This window comes from Streptomyces sp. SM1 (assembly GCF_002910825.1).
GTDB classification, from domain to species: domain Bacteria; phylum Actinomycetota; class Actinomycetes; order Streptomycetales; family Streptomycetaceae; genus Streptomyces; species Streptomyces okerensis.
The window spans coordinates 1-15,232 of sequence record NZ_NEUB01001006.1; the positions used below are offsets into that span (position 1 = coordinate 1).

Here is a 15,232-nt window from a genome sequence, read left to right on the forward strand (position 1 = left end):
CCGCCACATCGCCGTCCGGCGCGGCGCCGCGCCGACGATCACCGCCCACGCGGACCGCCGCGCGGCGCTGGCCGACGCCGACTTCGTCGTCAACTGCGTCCAGATCGGCATGGTCGAGGCCACCCGGACCGACTTCGAGGTGCCGGCCCGCTACGGCGTCGCGCAGACCATCGGCGACGCCCTGGGCATCGGCGGCATCTTCCGCGCCCTGCGCACCCTTCCGTTCCTGAGGGCGCTGGGCGACGACATGGCCGAGGTGTGCCCGGACGCCTGGCTGCTCAACTACACCAACCCGATGGCCATGAACGTGGAGTACCTCAGCCGGGCCACCGGGCTCCGCCGGGTGGTGGGGCTGTGCCATTCGGTGCACTGGACCGTGCACGACCTGTGCGAGCCGGTGCGGGCGGTGGAGAACGAGCCACGGCACATCCGCCATGCCGCGATGGTCGACCCGGCGACGTCGTCCGCGCTGCGCGTCGAGCAGATCTGGCAACTGTGCGACGACATGGTCCTGGCCCACGCAGACCGGCTCCAGCCGGGCCTGCGCGCCACGCTCGGCAGCTGAATCCCGGGTCCCGGTGGGGGGGCGCCGACGGTTGCGGCGGCCCCTCACCCGGGACGCGGGTCTAGAGACGCCGGAGTCTCGACCGCAGGCTTCTGCGGGCGCCGGTCCTGGCGTCGCCCTCGGCTCCCGCCGTGTCGCGGAACGCCTTGCCCCCGTCCCGGCCCAGCTCGACGCGGCCCGCCGGGTGGGTGAACAGGCCGCCGCCGACGCTCATCGAGACCTGGACCGTGTAGCTGCCCGGCGGAAGTGCGGAGAGGTCGACACCCGTCGGGTCCAGCGAGGTGAAGAACCCGTATCCGTACGAGCCGAAGTCGCCCGGGCTCACGTGGGGGCGGACCTTCTCCGTCCTCAGCACGGGCTGCAGGTCGAAGGTGTGGCCGCCGTCCGCGCCCTGCAGCGTCAGGTAGTACGTGGCGTGGTTCTTGCCGTCCGCGTTACGGCCGGGGAGGAAGTAGACGCCGTACACACGGAGATGGTGACCGTTCATGGTGAAGCGCTTGACCGAGAAGACGGAGCCGCCGGGAGCGCCGTCCACGAGACTGCGCTTGATCAGCCTGACGCGCTTCTTGTCGCCCTTGAGCACGACCTCGGATCCGCGGGAGGCGCTCCGGCGGTCGATCGCGTTGAAGGTGACCAGGGGAACCCTCCGGTCGATGCCCTCGCTCTCGCTCCTCACCCGGGCGAACGCGTCGTACACCCCCTCGGGCAGTGAATCGAACAGTTCCTTCGCGTCACAGGCGAACCCGCCGTCCGCGTAGGAGACGAAGTGCTTCTCGAAGTACTTGAGGTAGAGCTGGTCCACCGGCACGGTGTCCACGTCGGTGACCCAGGCCTCGCCGTCCCGGACCAGAACGAGCTGCTTCGTCTCCCGCGGCCCGCCGTCCCCGGATTCCTCCGCGGCCGCGGCCGCGCCGGGCAGGAAGGCATGCCCCGTCAGCCTGGCCTGCCGGCCGGTGAGGGCGGCGCCGGTCAGGACGGCGGCCGCGGTGTCCCGCGCCCGGAGATCGGCCAGATACGCGGACGCGGCGGACTCGTCGACCTCGCTGGAGCCGACCTGGACCTCGCCCCACCTCGGAGTGGTGCCTTCGGTCAGCGCGTAGATGACGCTCAGAATCACCGAAAGGCCCTGCCGCGTCACCTCCGCGTGCTTCACGAAGGCGGGGGACTGCACCATGAACAGGTTGAAATTGGAGTATTTCCGCAGGGCCGGCAGGAAGTGCACGACTTCCTGCTCGTACTGGTAATCCTGGGTGGACGAGACGAGGTAGATGTTGCGGTCGTGGTTCTCGTCCTCGGCCAGCAGCGTCGACAGAACGGCGTCGAGCCTGTCCACGTTCTCCTGCGGCTCCCCCTCGCCGAGAACGTACGCGCCGAGCACTCCGTGCCCCTGCGAATAACTGCCGATGTAGTACTGCGGGGTGGAGGCGACGATGTTCCGGTAGCCGTACTTCAGCCCGTAGAAGATGGCGGCGCTGCCTCCCTTGGAGGATCCGGCGAGCACCACGGAGTCCCGCGACTGGCCCAGCCTCTCCGCGTAGGAGGAGATCAGCTCCTCGACCGCGTCGGAGACGGAGAAGTCCATGTCCCGGCAGACGTAGTACGACGTGCCGCCGTCGAACCGGTCGCGAATCCGCAGAACGTTGCACTGGACACCCGAGAGCGCGTTCCCGAATCCGTACTTCGAACCCACGGAGGAGAAGACGACGAGAAGGCCCCTGTGGTCACCGGCGGCGGGCGTGAACTCGTACTCGATCTCCCATTTACCCCACTTCTCGATACGGATCTCGGGGGTGCGAATCGTCGCGGTCCGGTAGTTTTCCGATGCGACGGGGAGAGTGTCCACGGGGTGCGGATTCGCCGGGCTGACGTGGTTGGATTCCATGAACTGCTGACCCCTTGTCGTGTCGGAATTCCACCTTGGGAGGTGCGGCCGTTCCGCGGGAAACTCCTCCGACGTCGTGGGAAACCGGGCGTTCACAGGAGAACAGCAGCCGAAGCGAGGTTACTGCATACTCGAGCACCGGTTCGAGGGTCGGGACCGCCCCGGCCGCGGCGGTCCCACCGCCTCCCCCGGACGGCCGCCCGGCACCGCACCGGCCCGCCTCACCCCGCACGCCCTCCGGTGTCAGCGGTCACCCGCGAGGTCGAGGTCGCCACCGCGCGGCTGCGGCGCACCGTCACCCGGCGAGGGACGGCCCCACACGCGCGGGACGGGCCGGGACAGGGCGCGCCACCAGGGATCGGTGGGCAGGCTCCCGGCCGGTTCGAACGGTGCCCCGGGCCGGGGGAACGCGACCGCCTGCCCGGCCTCGCCCGCGACATCCGCCATCCACTCCGCGGGCTCGGCCCACGGATGCGGCGCCAGGTTGAAGGTGCCCCAGTGGATGGGCAGCAGCGCACCGGCCGCCGCGCCGCCCTGGAGATCGAGATGTGCCCGCACCCCCTCCTCGGGCGTCATGTGGATGTCCGGCCAGAAGTCCGAGTAGGCGCCGACCTGGATCATCGTCGCGTCGAACGGGCCGTGGCCGGCGCCGATGTCGCGGAAGCCGTCGAAGTAGCCGGTGTCACCGCTGTGGTAGACGCGGTGCTCCTCGCCGGTGACCACCCAGGAGGCCCAGAGGGTGTGCTGGGTGTTGCGCAGTCCGCGGCCGCAGAAGTGCCGGGCCGGGGTGGCGGTGAGGGTGAGGCCGCCGGCCTTCGTCGTCTCGTGCCAGTCCAGCTCGCGCAGCCGGTCCGCGGACACGCCCCAGTGCTCCAGGTGCGCGCCCACCCCGAGGGGCACGGCGAACAGGGTGTCCGTGCCGGCCAGTGCCCTGATCGTGGGCAGGTCCAGGTGGTCGTAGTGGTCGTGGGAGATGACGACGACGTCGACCGGGCCGAGCGCGGCCAGCGGCAGGGGTACCGGGTGCAGCCGCTTGGGTCCGACGAAGGGAAGGGGCGAGCAGCGTTCGCCCCAGACGGGGTCGAACAGCACCCGGTGGCCGTCGATCTCCACGAGGACGCCGGAGTGGCCCATCCAGGTCAGGCGCAGACCCGTGGCGGGCGGGCGGGAGAGGTCGGCGAGGGTGGTGGGGTGCACCGGGATGTCGCCGTGCGGGGCGCGGCGGGACCGGCCGTCCTTGTCGAAGTAGGCCTTCGCCAGGTCCCGGGCCGAGCCCGAGGGACGGGTCCGGGCGGTGCCGCCCGGGTTCTGGAAGACGCCGTCCTTGAAGTGCGGGGATCTGCGGATGCGGGCCATGCGCTCGCCACTCGGGTACGCGCCCCCGAAGGCCTCGGGGCGCAGGGCACGGAACCCCGGGCCCCGCAATGGTGAACCGGCCACGGTACCTCCAGGTGGAGTCGGTCAGACATTCCATTATGTGCGGCCGTGGCGGCGCCGCGGTGCCGTCACGGCCGGGAACCGGGAGACGGCCGGCGCACCATGAACACGTCCACCCCGTCCCGGGTCTCCACGGCGAATCCGTGCCGCTCGTACAGCCGCCGGGCCGGGCTGCCCCGCAGCACGTTCAGCCGCACGACGGTGCCGTCGCGGTCGCACCGCTCCAGGAGTGCGCCCAGCACGCCGGAACCGATGCCGCCGCCCTGATGCCCGGGGGCCAGGTAGAAGTGCTCCAGCCGGTGGCAGTCCCCGTCGGGGCGCAGGGCCACGCAGCCGGCGAAGGCGCCCGCCACCTCGATCACCCAGGTGTGGCCGGGGTCGAATCCGTCGCGCAGCCGCTGCCGCACCCGGTGGCCGTCGTACCGCCCGAGCCGTTCCAGGTCCGCGCGCAGCACCACCGCCCGCAGCCCGGCCACCGCCTCGACGTCCGTCCGCGCCGCCGGCCGCGTGTTCCAGTCCCCCACGACCGCCACGCTACCGCGCGGGACCTCACGCCACGGAGGCGATCCGGACCTTGATGTCGTCCGGCGACAGCGTGCCCTTGGCGGTCACGTGGTCGCCGGAGGACTCGCCGCGCAGCCGGCGGCCGATCCACGGCACCAGGTACTCACGGGCCCACTGCACGTCGTCCCGGCGGACCTCGAGGGCGCCGCGGGGCGGCAGGGGCGGCCAGGGCTGCTCCGGGTCGGCGGGGATCTCCAGGCCGAGGGCCAGTCCCGCGCGGAGCGCCACCCGTGTGTGTCCCTCGGGCGACAGGTGCAGCCGGTCGGTGTCCCAGGCCCTGCGGTCCTGGACGCTCCTGAGGGACCACAGGTCGAGCACCGGGCAGCCGTAGCGGTCGGCGACGGCCCGCACATGCCCGTTGTAGGTGGCGATCTTGCCGCGCAGATGCCGGAGGAGGGGCACGCCGCGGGTGTCGAACCCGGTCGTCACCAGCACGGTGCCGGACGCGGCCGTGAGCGCGGCGATCGCGCGCTCGAAACGCGTCGCCACCTCGTCCGGGTCGCTGCCCGGACGGAGAATGTCGTTCCCGCCCGCGCAGAACGAGACCAGGTCGGGGGCGAGTTCCACCGCCCTGGGGAGCTGGTCCGCCATGATCTGGTCCAGCAGTTTTCCGCGCACGGCGAGGTTGGTGTACGCGAAAGCGCCTTCGGGCCGGCGGTCGGCGAGAAGCACGGCGAACCGGTCGGCCCAGCCGACGAACGCACCGCCGGGGCCGGGGTCGCCGACACCCTCGGTGAAGCTGTCCCCCACCGCCACGTACGACCCGATCACTCTTCTGCTGTCACTCTTCGAATCGTTTGCCACAGCAGGTCATGATTCACCTTCTGATGTGACCTACGCGACCGTAGGAAAGGGTTGACGCGCGGTGAGATAAGCCACTGTCAATAGGTTGGCCCATTCCGGAATACACCGAGGGCCGGACCCGGGGATCGGGGTCCGGCCTTCGGCGCGCGTGTCAGGAAGGTTCCGCGGGTGTCAGAGGGAGACGCCCTTCGAGCGGAGGTAGGAGACCGGGTCCACGTCCGAGCCGTAGTTCGGGCTGGTGCGGATCTCGAAGTGCAGGTGCGGTCCGGTCGAGTTGCCGGTCGAGCCGGAGAGGCCGACCTGCTGGCCGCCGGTCACGCTCTGGCCGGCCGAGACGGAGAGCGAGGACAGGTGGGCGTACTGGGCGTAGTGGCCGTCGGCGAGCTGGATGACGACCTGGTTGCCGTACGCGCCGGCCCAGCCCGCGGAGACGACCGTGCCGGAGCCGACGGCCTTCAGGGAGGTGCCGGTCGGGACGCTGAAGTCGACACCGGTGTGGTAGCCGCTGGACCACATGCTGCCGGCCACCTTGTAGGCGGTGCCGACACCGCCGCCGGGCACCGGGGAGCTGAAGCCGGAGGCGGACTGGTTCGCCGTCGTCCGGGTGGAGGCCGCCGGGGCGGACTGCTCGGACGACTGCTGCGCCGGCTTCTCGGCGGGCTTCTCGGCCTTCGGCGCGGCGGCCTTGGGCGCGGCGGACTTCGGCTTGGCGGACTTCGGCTTGGCGGACTTCGGCTTGGCGGACTTCGGCTTGGCGGGCGCGGCGGACTTCTTCGGCGCGCTCGCGGCGGCCTTGCCGTCGACGGAGAGCTTCAGACCGGGGTGGATCAGCGACGGGTCGTCACCGACGGCCTGGAGGTTGTCCGCGTAGAGCTGCGTCCAGCCACCGTCGACGTGCTCCGCCTCGGCGATCTTCGCGAGGTAGTCGCCGGCCTTCACGGTGTAGGTGCGGGCCTCGCCGCCCTTGTCTGCGGTGGCCTTGTGGCCGCCCGCGGAAAGGGACTGGACGGTCTTCTCGGGGGCCGTCTGCGGCGTGGCGGCGTTCGCGCCGGTGGCACCGAGAAGCGGCAGGGCGAGTGCGGCGCCACCGGTTCCGACGACGGCGATGGAACGGGTGAAACGCTGAGCCTTGGTACGGCGGTGCTTACCCTTCGCGGGCATGACGAATTCCTGTCTCCGGCGCCTACGAGGTGAGCTGTCGGGTTCGGGCTGGAGATGCCCGGCCGCGATTTCACGCGACTTAACCCCTGAGCCGTTCCGGAGACCGGAACAGGCAGTCGTACCTGTGGGTCCCCCGCTCCTGCCGTACACGGGTGGGTGTGTGCGGGCTCCGGGCGGCGGCAGGATTAGGCGTCCGTCCGGATCGCTTGGGAACGTAAGCGACCCGGACGGGACGGGACAAGCGGAGGTTCCCCGCGAACGCGGCTTTTCCGTGATCCACAGGAGGAATCGACGTCACCGAGCGTCGACCGCGATTCAGATACCCCCGCGAATTCCCTTGCTGTTCCGTCGAATTACGTGAACATGGCGACAACACATCGTCACCGATATGACGATGCTCACGCGCCCCTCCCCATCTCGCTTTCTATCGGGGCATGTTATGCCCAAAGATGCTAATCGGACAGAACGCCTTAATCGGTCGATCGCAGACGGCGCAGCCGGAACACCGCGGCATCCGGATCCCCCCGCAGACCGGTACCCAGCCCGTGGTGCAACAGCACCGCACCCCGGTGCACTTCGCCCGTATCGCGGCATTTGTACGTGGCGCCCGGGTCGAGGCCGCGCAGCCGGAGGGCGGGAACGGGTTCCCCGAAGTGCTGCGCCTGAAGGCAGGCGAGGACAACGGTCTCGTCACCGAGGACGTACTGCACCGCGCTCAGCCCGCCCTCCGGCGGGCGCAGCCGGTACAGGTCCCCGCGCTGCACGACGGACCTGATCTCCTTGTAGAGCGCCACCCACTCCCGCGCCTCCGCCCGCTCCTCCTGCGTCCACCGCGCGAGGTCACCGCCGACTCCCAGGACCCCGGCCATGGCGCCGACGAACCGGAAGCGCAGCGAACTGACCCGTCCGTTGAGCATCACGTTCGGGCTGTCCGTGACCCACGCGGCCATGACCCGGGCCGGGTGGAGCTGACTGAAGCCGTGCTGAATGGCGAGCCGGTCCAGCGGGTCGGTGTTGTCCGAGGTCCACACCTGGTCGGTGCGGGAGAGGATGCCCAGGTCGATCCGGCCCCCGCCGCCCGAGCAGGACTCGAAGGCCACGCCGGGATGCGCCGCCCGCAGCCGGTCCAGCAGCGCGTACAGCCCGCGCACGTGGTCGGTCCACAGCCGCTGCGGGTACGGGTCGTCCGGCCATCCTGCGTCGGTGAAGCAACGGCTGAAGTCCCATTTCACATAGTCGACCGGGGCGCTGGAGAGCAGCGCGTCGAGCCGCTCCCACAGGTACTCCCGGACGTCGTCCCGCGCGAGGTTGAGCACCAGCTGGTTACGGAACTCCGTACGCCGGCGGCCCGGCTGGAACTGCACCCAGTCGGGGTGCGCGCGGTACAGGTCGCTGTCCGGGTTGACCATCTCCGGCTCGACCCAGATGCCGAAACCCATCCCGGGCCGGTGCACATGGTCGGCGAGGGGTTTCAGGCCGCCCGGGAAGCGGCCGGGGTTCGGTGTCCAGTCGCCGAGCCCGGCCCGGTCGCCGGTACGGGCGCCGAACCAGCCGTCGTCGACCACGAACAGCTCGACGCCCATCGCGGCGGCCCGCTCGGCGAGCACCCGCTGCCGCTCCTCGGAGATGTCGAATCCGGTGGCCTCCCAGGAGTTGAACAGCACCGGCCGGTCCCGGTCCGCGTCCGGGACGACATGCGCCCGCTGGTAGGCGTGCCAGGCCCGGCTGGCGCCGCCGAAGCCCTGGTCGCTCCAGAGACCGGCGAAGACGGGTGTGACGTACGTCTCGCCCGTACCCAGCATCAGCAGGCCGGAGTCGTCGTGTCCCGCGCCGCCGGTGATCTGCACGCGCGCGTCGGGGAGCTGCGCCACGGAGATGCGCCAGGACCCCGACCAGCCGAGGGCGCAGCCGTAGACCTCGCCGCGCTCCTCGGTCGCGTCGGTGTCGAGAGCGACCCAGGGCAGGTGCTGGCGTCCGGTGTGGCCGCGGCGGCTGCCGACGACCGTCTCGCCGAGGGTGAGCGGGGAGCGGATCAGCCGGGATTCCGCGGCCCAGCGCCCGTGCAGCTGGGACAGCCGCCAGTTCTCCCGGTCGGGCAGGGTCCAGGTGGCGGAGTCGGCGCGCAGCAGTTCGGCCGCCGGCTCCCGGTTGTGCAGGACCGCCCAGCGCTCGATCACGTCGCCGCGCATCCGGTAGTGCAGCGTGACGGTCAGGTCCCCGTCGCGAAAGCGCAGACGGAGGCCGTCGTCGCCGGTCTCGTACCCCTCGAAGGTCCACTCGGTGCCGCGCCGCCCGTCGCCGGCGCGCACGGACAGGGCGGGCCGGACGAACCGGGGACCGCCCTCCACCGGGTACTCCTCGCGCCCGTCGAGGCGGGACTCGAACGGCCAGTCCTCGGGCAGCGGACGGGCGGCGAGAGCCTCCGCGTCGGCGGGCCCGGTCCTCGGGCCCCAGTGCAGATGCACCAGTTCGTCCCGGTCCGTGACATGGAGCGCGTAGCTGCCGGCCGGCCCCGACAGAAGCCATGTACGGCCGTCCTCAGAGACATGCGTCACCGAACCTCCAACAGGCCCGAACAGATGCGATCAGACACCAACATCATCAGCGGAGCGGAGTGGCCGGGCAAGGCCTGTGGACAACTCATTGCCCCAGGCAGGCATGTCGTATCGTCGAGTGGTGTCCGCCGGCGAGCCGCGGCGGCGGCGCCGAGTGGGAGGAGTCCTTCGTGACGCAGCAGATCCCGTCGACCGAACCCGAGCTGACCGGAGTACGCAACTTCCGCGACGTGGGCGGACTGCCGACGGTGGACGGACGGCGGGTGCGGCACGGGGTGCTGTTCCGCAGCGGTCACCTCGCCCACGCGACCGCGGAGGACGCCGTCTTCCTGTCCTCCCTCGGGCTGCACACGGTCTTCGACTTCCGCAACGCGGCCGACCAGAAGCTGGAGGGGGCGGACGTCGAGCTGCCGGGCGTGCGCAATGTGAACCTGCCGCTCAGCGACCCGGCCGACGGCGCCGAGTTCTGGAAGATGGTCCGCGACGGCGACCTGGACCAGCTGCGCTCGATCCTCGCGGACGGCAAGGGCGCGCACCGGATGATCAGCTCCTACCGCCTGATCATCCAGGAGCGCACCGCCGAGCACGCCCGGGTGCTGCGCTCGCTCGCCGAGGACAGCGTCCCCGCGCTGATGCACTGCGCGGCGGGCAAGGACCGCGCGGGACTGTCGGTGGCGGTGACGCTGCTCGCCCTGGGCGTCGAACGCGACGCGATCGTCGACGACTACCTGAAGTCCAGCGCCAAGCACCGCCGCTACAAGGTGCACCGCAGCGGCGGCTCCGCCTCGGCCTACTCCCCCGAGGTCATGGAGCTGCTGGACCCCCTGTTCGACGCGCGGGCGGAGTATCTGTCGGCCGCCTTCGACACCGTCGAGGAGACCTGGGGCGGCGTGGACCCCTATCTGGAGCAGGGCCTCGGGCTCACCACCGGGCACCGGGAGCGGCTGCGCGAGCGCATGCTCGACTGACGCCGGGACGGGGCCCGGTGTCCGGACCGGGCCCCTACTTCTTGGGGGCCACCTCGAACAGGAAGTAGATGAAGGCCGCCAGGACGTGCCCCACCACCACGTAGATGAACAGCCGCACCCACATGGCGCGGGGCAGCTTCTCCTCCATGTCCTTGCCGGTCATGTCGTGCCTCCGTGGATCGGGCCCAGGCACAACGCGGCCGTGGGACTCTGCAGCAGTGTATGTACGAACAGCAGCTCGACCCCGTCGGGGTCCTCGGCGGCGATGCGGTGCGGAGTCAGCGAGTCGAAGTGCGCGCTGTCGCCCGGGGCCAGCCGGTGCGGGGTGTCCCCGAGGCGCAGCCGCAGCCGCCCCCTGAGGACGTACAGCCACTCCTCGCCGGGATGGACGCGCACGATGTCGCCCTGGGAACCGTGCGGCACATGGACCCGCAGGGCCTGCATGCCGCGGCCCGGCGCGCCGGCCGGCCAGTAGGTCCAGCCGCCCGCCGCCGTGGAGTCCATGTCGGCGGCGCGCACCACGGCGTTCCGCTCGGCGGGCGTCTCGCCGAGCAGCTCGGAGACCGTCGTACCGTAGACGCGGGCGAGGGAGAGCAGCATCGGCAGTGAGGGCTGACGCTGCCCGGTCTCCAGCCGGGAGAGATGGGCGGGCGACAGACCGGCGTCGCGGGCGGCCGCCTCCAGGGTCAGGGAGGCCCGGCGCCGCAGGGAGCGCAGCTGCGGGGCGACCGCGGGGAGCGCGCCGGCCGGCGGCCCGGTCTCGGAGGGGCTCATGCCCCCATTGAGCCGGAGATTTGCCCCGGAGGCAATTCCGTTGCCTCAGAGGCAAAGTCCCCGTCCGGTGCGGTCAGCGGTTCGCGACCGCCTGTTTCATCAGCGTCCTGCCGAAGTCCCAGATCAGTCCGCCGTCGTGCGCGTCGTCCATCACGGCGGTGAAGGCGTTCACGAACCGGTCCACGTCCCCCTCGTCGATGATCAGCGGCGGGATCAGCTTGATCACCTCCATGTGGTCGCCGGACACCTGAGTGAGGATCCGGTGCCGTTGCAGCAGCGGCACGACCACCATCTGCGCGAAGAGCCCCTTACGGGCGGCCTGGAGCATGGTCCAGCGCGAGCGCAGCTTCAGCGACCGGGGCCGGCCGAACTCGATGCCGATCATCAGACCCCGGCCGCGGACGTCGGCGAGCAGTTCGTACCTGTCCGTCAGTGCGGCCAGCCGGCTCCGCAGCAGCTCACCGGTGCTCCGGACATGGGCGACGATCTGCTCGTCCTCCATGACCGACAGCACCGCGAGACCCGCCGCCATGGCCTGGGCGTTGGCCCCGAAGCTGGCCGAGTGGACCAGCACCCGGTCCATCGACGAGTAGACCTTCCGGAAGATCCAGTCCTTGCCGATGGTGGCGCCCACCGGCACATAGCCTCCGGAGAGTGCCTTGGCCACGCAGATCAGGTCCGGCTCGACCCCCGGCTCGTGCTGGTAGGCGTAGAAGTCGCCGGTCCTGCCCAGTCCGGTCTGCACCTCGTCGGCGATCAGCAGGGCCTTGTGCCGGTGCAGCAGTTCCTGCGCGGCGCGCAGATAGCCGGGCGGCGCCTCGTGCACGCCCTTGCCCTGGACCGGCTCCACGATCAGCGCGGCCACGTCGCCCCTGCGCAGTTCCCGTTCCAGGGCCTCGAGGTCGCCGAGCGGTACGGCCGTGTCCGGCAGCAGCGGGGCGAAGCCGTCGCGGAAGCCGGACTCGCCGTTGACCGACAGGGAGCCGGTGGTCAGGCCGTGGAAGGCGTGCTCGCAGTACAGGACGCGCGGCCTGCCGGTTGCGCAGCGGGCGAACTTGAGGGCGCCTTCGACCGCCTCGGTGCCGCTGTTGCCGAAGAACACCCGGTCCAGGTGGGGGCTGTGCGCGAGCAGCTTCTCGGCCAGCAGGCCGGGCAGCGGCGGGCAGTCGAAGCGGGTGAGGTCGGCGAGCGAGGCGTCCAGGACGTCGTGCAGCGCCTTGCGGACCACCGGATGGTGGCGGCCGAGGCCCATCACCCCGAACCCGGCGAGCATGTCCAGGTGGTCGTTGCCGTCGGCGTCCCAGAAGTGGGCGCCCTCGGCGCGCTCGTAGACCTTGTCGAAGCCGATGGTGTGCAGCATGCGCGGGAGCTGGTGGTTGAGGTACCGGGTGTGCAGCTCGTAGCGCTCGGCCCCGCGCTCGGCCAGCAGCGCGCCGAGGTCGAACTCCCCCGTGTGCGACGTGTCCGACGCGGACTCCGCGGTGGTCATGCCTGTTGCTCCTGTGGGTCCTGTGACTGGGTCGTGAGCGCGTCGCCGACGGCGAGGCCCGCGCTGATCCGTCCGGCGATCTCGACGGGCGTGAGACCGATGTCGGCGAGCACCTCACCGCGTCTGGCGTGCGCCAGGAACTGCTCCGGAATGCCGAAGCGCCGTACGGGCACGTCGACATCGGCATCGCCCAGTGCCAGCGCCACCGCCGAACCCACCCCGGCCGCGCGGCTGTTGTCCTCGACGACGGCCACCATGCGGTGTCCGGCGGCCAGTTCGGGGAGGGCCGGGTCGACCGGTTTGACCCAGCGGGGGTCGACCACCGTGCACCCGACGCCGCGCGCTTCGAGCAGTTCGGCGGTCCCGAGACAGACCGGCGCCATCACGCCGACGGCCACCAGCAGCACCTCGGGACGGTCCGCCCGGTGCAGTACGTCCATGCCCCCGACGCGGGCCGTCGCAGGGATCTCCGGGCCGGCCGACTCCTTGGGGAACCGCAGCAGGGTGGGCGCGTCGTCGACGGCGACCGCCTCGCGCAGCTGGGCACGGAGCTGGCCGGCGTCGCGGGGCGCGGCGATCCGCAGGCCGGGGACGGCCTGGAGGACGGACAGGTCCCACATGCCGTTGTGCGAGGGCCCGTCGACGCCGGTGACACCCGCCCGGTCCAGGACGAAGGTCACCCCGCAACGGTGCAGCGCCACGTCCATCAGCAGCTGGTCGAAGGCACGGTTGAGGAAGGTGGCGTAGACGGCCACGACCGGGTGCAGGCCGCCGGTCGCCAGGCCGGCCGCGGAGACCGCCGCGTGCTGTTCGGCGATGCCGACGTCCCAGACCCGGTCCGGGAACCTCTCGGCGAAGGCGCCGAGGCCGACCGGACGCAGCATGGCGGCGGTGATCGCCACCACGTCCTCGCGCTCCTCGCCGATCCGCACGATCTCCTCGCCGAAGACGGAGGTCCAGGAAGGACCGCCGGGCGGGGCGAGGGGCGCGCAGGTGAGCGGGTCCATCACACCGACGGTGTGGAAGTGGTCCTCCTCGTGGGCGAGGGCCGGCTCGTAGCCGCGGCCCTTCTCGGTGAGGCAGTGGACCAGGACGGGTCCGTGGAACCGTTTGGCGCGGCGCAGCGCGGACTCCACGGCCCTGATGTCGTGGCCGTCGATCGGGCCGAGGTACTTCAGGCCGAGGTCCTCGAAGAGGCCCTGCGGGGCGAAGGCGTCCTTGAAGCCCTTCTTCGCGCCGTGCAGCGCCTCGTAGACGGTGCGGCCCACCACGGGGGTGCGCTGGAGCACGTCCTTGCCCCAGGCCAGCACGCGTTCGTAGCTGTCGGTGGTGCGCAGGGTCGCGAGGTGGTCGGCGAGTCCGCCGATGGTGGGGGCGTAGGAGCGTTCGTTGTCGTTGACTACGACGATCAGCGGCCGGTCCTTGGCGGCGGCGATGTTGTTGAGCGCCTCCCAGGCCATGCCACCGGTGAGGGCCCCGTCGCCGATCACCGCGACGACATGGCCCTTCTCCCCCCGCACCTGGCGGGCCTTGGCCAGCCCGTCGGCCCAGCCGAGGGCCGTGGAGGCGTGGCTGTTCTCGATGACGTCGTGCTCGGACTCCGCACGGGAGGGGTAGCCGGACAGGCCGCCCTTGCCGCGCAGTTTGGAGAAGTCCTGACGCCCGGTCAGTAGTTTGTGGACATAGCTCTGATGGCCGGTGTCCCACAGGATGCGGTCGACGGGCGACTCGAAGACCCGGTGCAGGGCGACGGTGAGTTCCACCACCCCGAGGTTGGGTCCGAGATGGCCGCCGGTCCTGGCGACCGCGTGCACCAGGAACTCCCGGATCTCGTGGGACAGTTCGCCTAGCTGCGCTTCGGACAGCGACTTCAGGTCGCGTGGTTGCCGGATGCTCTCCAGTATCGTCACGCTCGGGCCCCCTTCGGAAGTTCCGTGCTGTTCAGCTCACGGTGACGGCCGGCTCCCCCGACGCGGCGCCGTCCTTCTCCATCTGTTCGGCGATCTTCATCGCCTCCTCGATCAGCGTCTCGACGATCTTCGACTCGGGAACGGTCTTGATGACCTCACCCTTCACGAAGATCTGCCCCTTGCCGTTGCCGGAGGCCACACCCAGATCGGCCTCCCGGGCCTCACCCGGCCCGTTGACGACACAGCCCATGACAGCCACCCGCAACGGAACCTCCATACCCTCCAGCCCCGCCGTGACCTCTTCCGCCAGCTTGTACACATCGACCTGGGCGCGGCCGCAGGACGGACACGAGACGATCTCCAGCCGCCGCTCCCTGAGCCCCAGCGACTGCAGGATCTGGATCCCCACCTTGATCTCCTCCACCGGCGGAGCCGACAGCGAGACCCGGATGGTGTCCCCGATGCCCTGCGACAGCAGCGCCCCGAAGGCGACCGCCGACTTGATCGTGCCCTGGAAGGCCGGGCCTGCCTCCGTGACGCCGAGGTGCAGCGGGTAGTCGCACTGGGCGGCCAGCTGACGGTAGGCCTCGACCATCACGACCGGGTCGTTGTGCTTGACGGAGATCTTGATGTCCCGGAAGTCGTGCTCCTCGAAGAGGGACGCCTCCCACAGGGCCGACTCGGCCAGCGCCTCGGGAGTCGCCCTGCCGTACTTCTGCAGCAGACGCCGGTCCAGCGAACCGGCGTTCACACCGATACGGATCGGGGTGCCGTGGTCCCTGGCCGCCCGGGCGATCTCCTTGACCTTGTCGTCGAACTGCTTGATGTTCCCCGGATTCACCCGCACCGCCGCACACCCGGCCTCGATCGCCGCGAACACGTACTTCGGCTGGAAATGGATGTCCGCGATCACCGGGATCTGCGACTTGCGGGCGATGGTCGCCAGCGCGTCCGCGTCGTCCTGCGTGGGACAGGCCACCCGCACGATCTGGCAGCCGGAAGCGGTCAGCTCCGCGATCTGCTGAAGCGTCGCCCCGACATCGGACGTACGCGTCGTCGTCATCGACTGCACGGACACGGGGGCGTCCCCGCCCACCGCCACGGACCCGACCTGGATCCACCG

Annotated in this window: 12 protein-coding genes, 1 pseudogene and 1 riboswitch; of the genes and pseudogenes, 2 read left to right on the top strand and 11 right to left on the bottom strand. The window is 71.0% G+C overall.

Annotation, left to right across the window (positions count from 1 at the left end; translation table 11 throughout):
• Nucleotides 1-565: pseudogene (locus B9S61_RS36100) on the top strand (hypothetical protein); the annotation flags it as partial.
• Between the two features lie 61 nt (nt 566-626).
• Here B9S61_RS36100 and B9S61_RS36105 read toward each other — a convergent pair.
• The 6 genes from B9S61_RS36105 to B9S61_RS36130 all read right to left on the bottom strand — a co-directional run bounded on the left by B9S61_RS36105 (nt 627) and on the right by B9S61_RS36130 (nt 8,968).
• Nucleotides 627-2,447, bottom strand: coding sequence for a hypothetical protein (locus B9S61_RS36105; protein WP_258040040.1), 1,821 nt, complete (start codon nt 2,445-2,447; stop codon nt 627-629).
• 243 nt (nt 2,448-2,690) lie between these two features.
• A complete protein-coding gene (locus B9S61_RS36110; RefSeq protein ID WP_103545952.1) occupies nt 2,691-3,803 on the bottom strand; it encodes an MBL fold metallo-hydrolase in 1,113 nt (370 codons plus the stop codon).
• 149 nt (nt 3,804-3,952) lie between these two features.
• A complete protein-coding gene (locus tag B9S61_RS36115) occupies nt 3,953-4,408 on the bottom strand; it encodes a GNAT family N-acetyltransferase (protein WP_103545961.1) in 456 nt (151 codons plus the stop codon).
• Between the two features lie 25 nt (nt 4,409-4,433).
• Nucleotides 4,434-5,219 carry an SGNH/GDSL hydrolase family protein gene (locus tag B9S61_RS36120; protein WP_103545953.1) on the bottom strand — a complete coding sequence of 262 codons (786 nt, stop codon included), beginning with the start codon at nt 5,217-5,219 and terminating at the stop codon, nt 4,434-4,436.
• Nucleotides 5,220-5,423: 204 nt separating this feature from the next.
• Nucleotides 5,424-6,413, bottom strand: coding sequence for a LysM peptidoglycan-binding domain-containing M23 family metallopeptidase (locus B9S61_RS36125; protein WP_103545954.1), 990 nt, complete (start codon nt 6,411-6,413; stop codon nt 5,424-5,426).
• Between the two features lie 4 nt (nt 6,414-6,417).
• Nucleotides 6,418-6,582, bottom strand: a riboswitch (cyclic di-AMP (ydaO/yuaA leader).
• 301 nt (nt 6,583-6,883) lie between these two features.
• Nucleotides 6,884-8,968 (bottom strand): alpha-galactosidase, encoded by a 2,085-nt coding sequence (locus B9S61_RS36130; RefSeq protein WP_103545955.1) that lies wholly within the window; start codon nt 8,966-8,968, stop codon nt 6,884-6,886.
• Nucleotides 8,969-9,138: 170 nt separating this feature from the next.
• Between B9S61_RS36130 and B9S61_RS36135 the strand changes: the two genes are divergently transcribed.
• Complete coding sequence (locus B9S61_RS36135; RefSeq protein WP_103545956.1) at nt 9,139-9,936, top strand: tyrosine-protein phosphatase; 798 nt, start codon at nt 9,139-9,141, stop codon at nt 9,934-9,936.
• 34 nt (nt 9,937-9,970) lie between these two features.
• Here B9S61_RS36135 and B9S61_RS36140 read toward each other — a convergent pair whose 3' ends face one another.
• From B9S61_RS36140 to ispG, 5 genes are all read right to left on the bottom strand, one after another.
• Complete coding sequence (locus B9S61_RS36140) at nt 9,971-10,099, bottom strand: DUF6126 family protein (protein WP_103545957.1); 129 nt, start codon at nt 10,097-10,099, stop codon at nt 9,971-9,973.
• On the bottom strand, nt 10,096-10,710 hold the full coding sequence (locus tag B9S61_RS36145) for a helix-turn-helix domain-containing protein (protein ID WP_103545958.1): 615 nt from the start codon (nt 10,708-10,710) through the stop codon (nt 10,096-10,098). Before B9S61_RS36145 ends, B9S61_RS36140 begins: the two co-directional genes overlap by 4 nt.
• 73 nt (nt 10,711-10,783) lie before the next feature.
• Nucleotides 10,784-12,199, bottom strand: coding sequence for an aspartate aminotransferase family protein (locus tag B9S61_RS36150; protein ID WP_103545959.1), 1,416 nt, complete (start codon nt 12,197-12,199; stop codon nt 10,784-10,786).
• Nucleotides 12,196-14,109 carry a 1-deoxy-D-xylulose-5-phosphate synthase gene (gene dxs, locus B9S61_RS36155; RefSeq protein ID WP_103545960.1) on the bottom strand — a complete coding sequence of 638 codons (1,914 nt, stop codon included), beginning with the start codon at nt 14,107-14,109 and terminating at the stop codon, nt 12,196-12,198. Before dxs ends, B9S61_RS36150 begins: the two co-directional genes overlap by 4 nt.
• Nucleotides 14,110-14,140: 31 nt before the next feature.
• Nucleotides 14,141-15,232, bottom strand: a 1,092-nt coding sequence (gene ispG / locus B9S61_RS36160) for a flavodoxin-dependent (E)-4-hydroxy-3-methylbut-2-enyl-diphosphate synthase (protein WP_103545962.1), incomplete at its 5' end; no start/stop codon positions are given.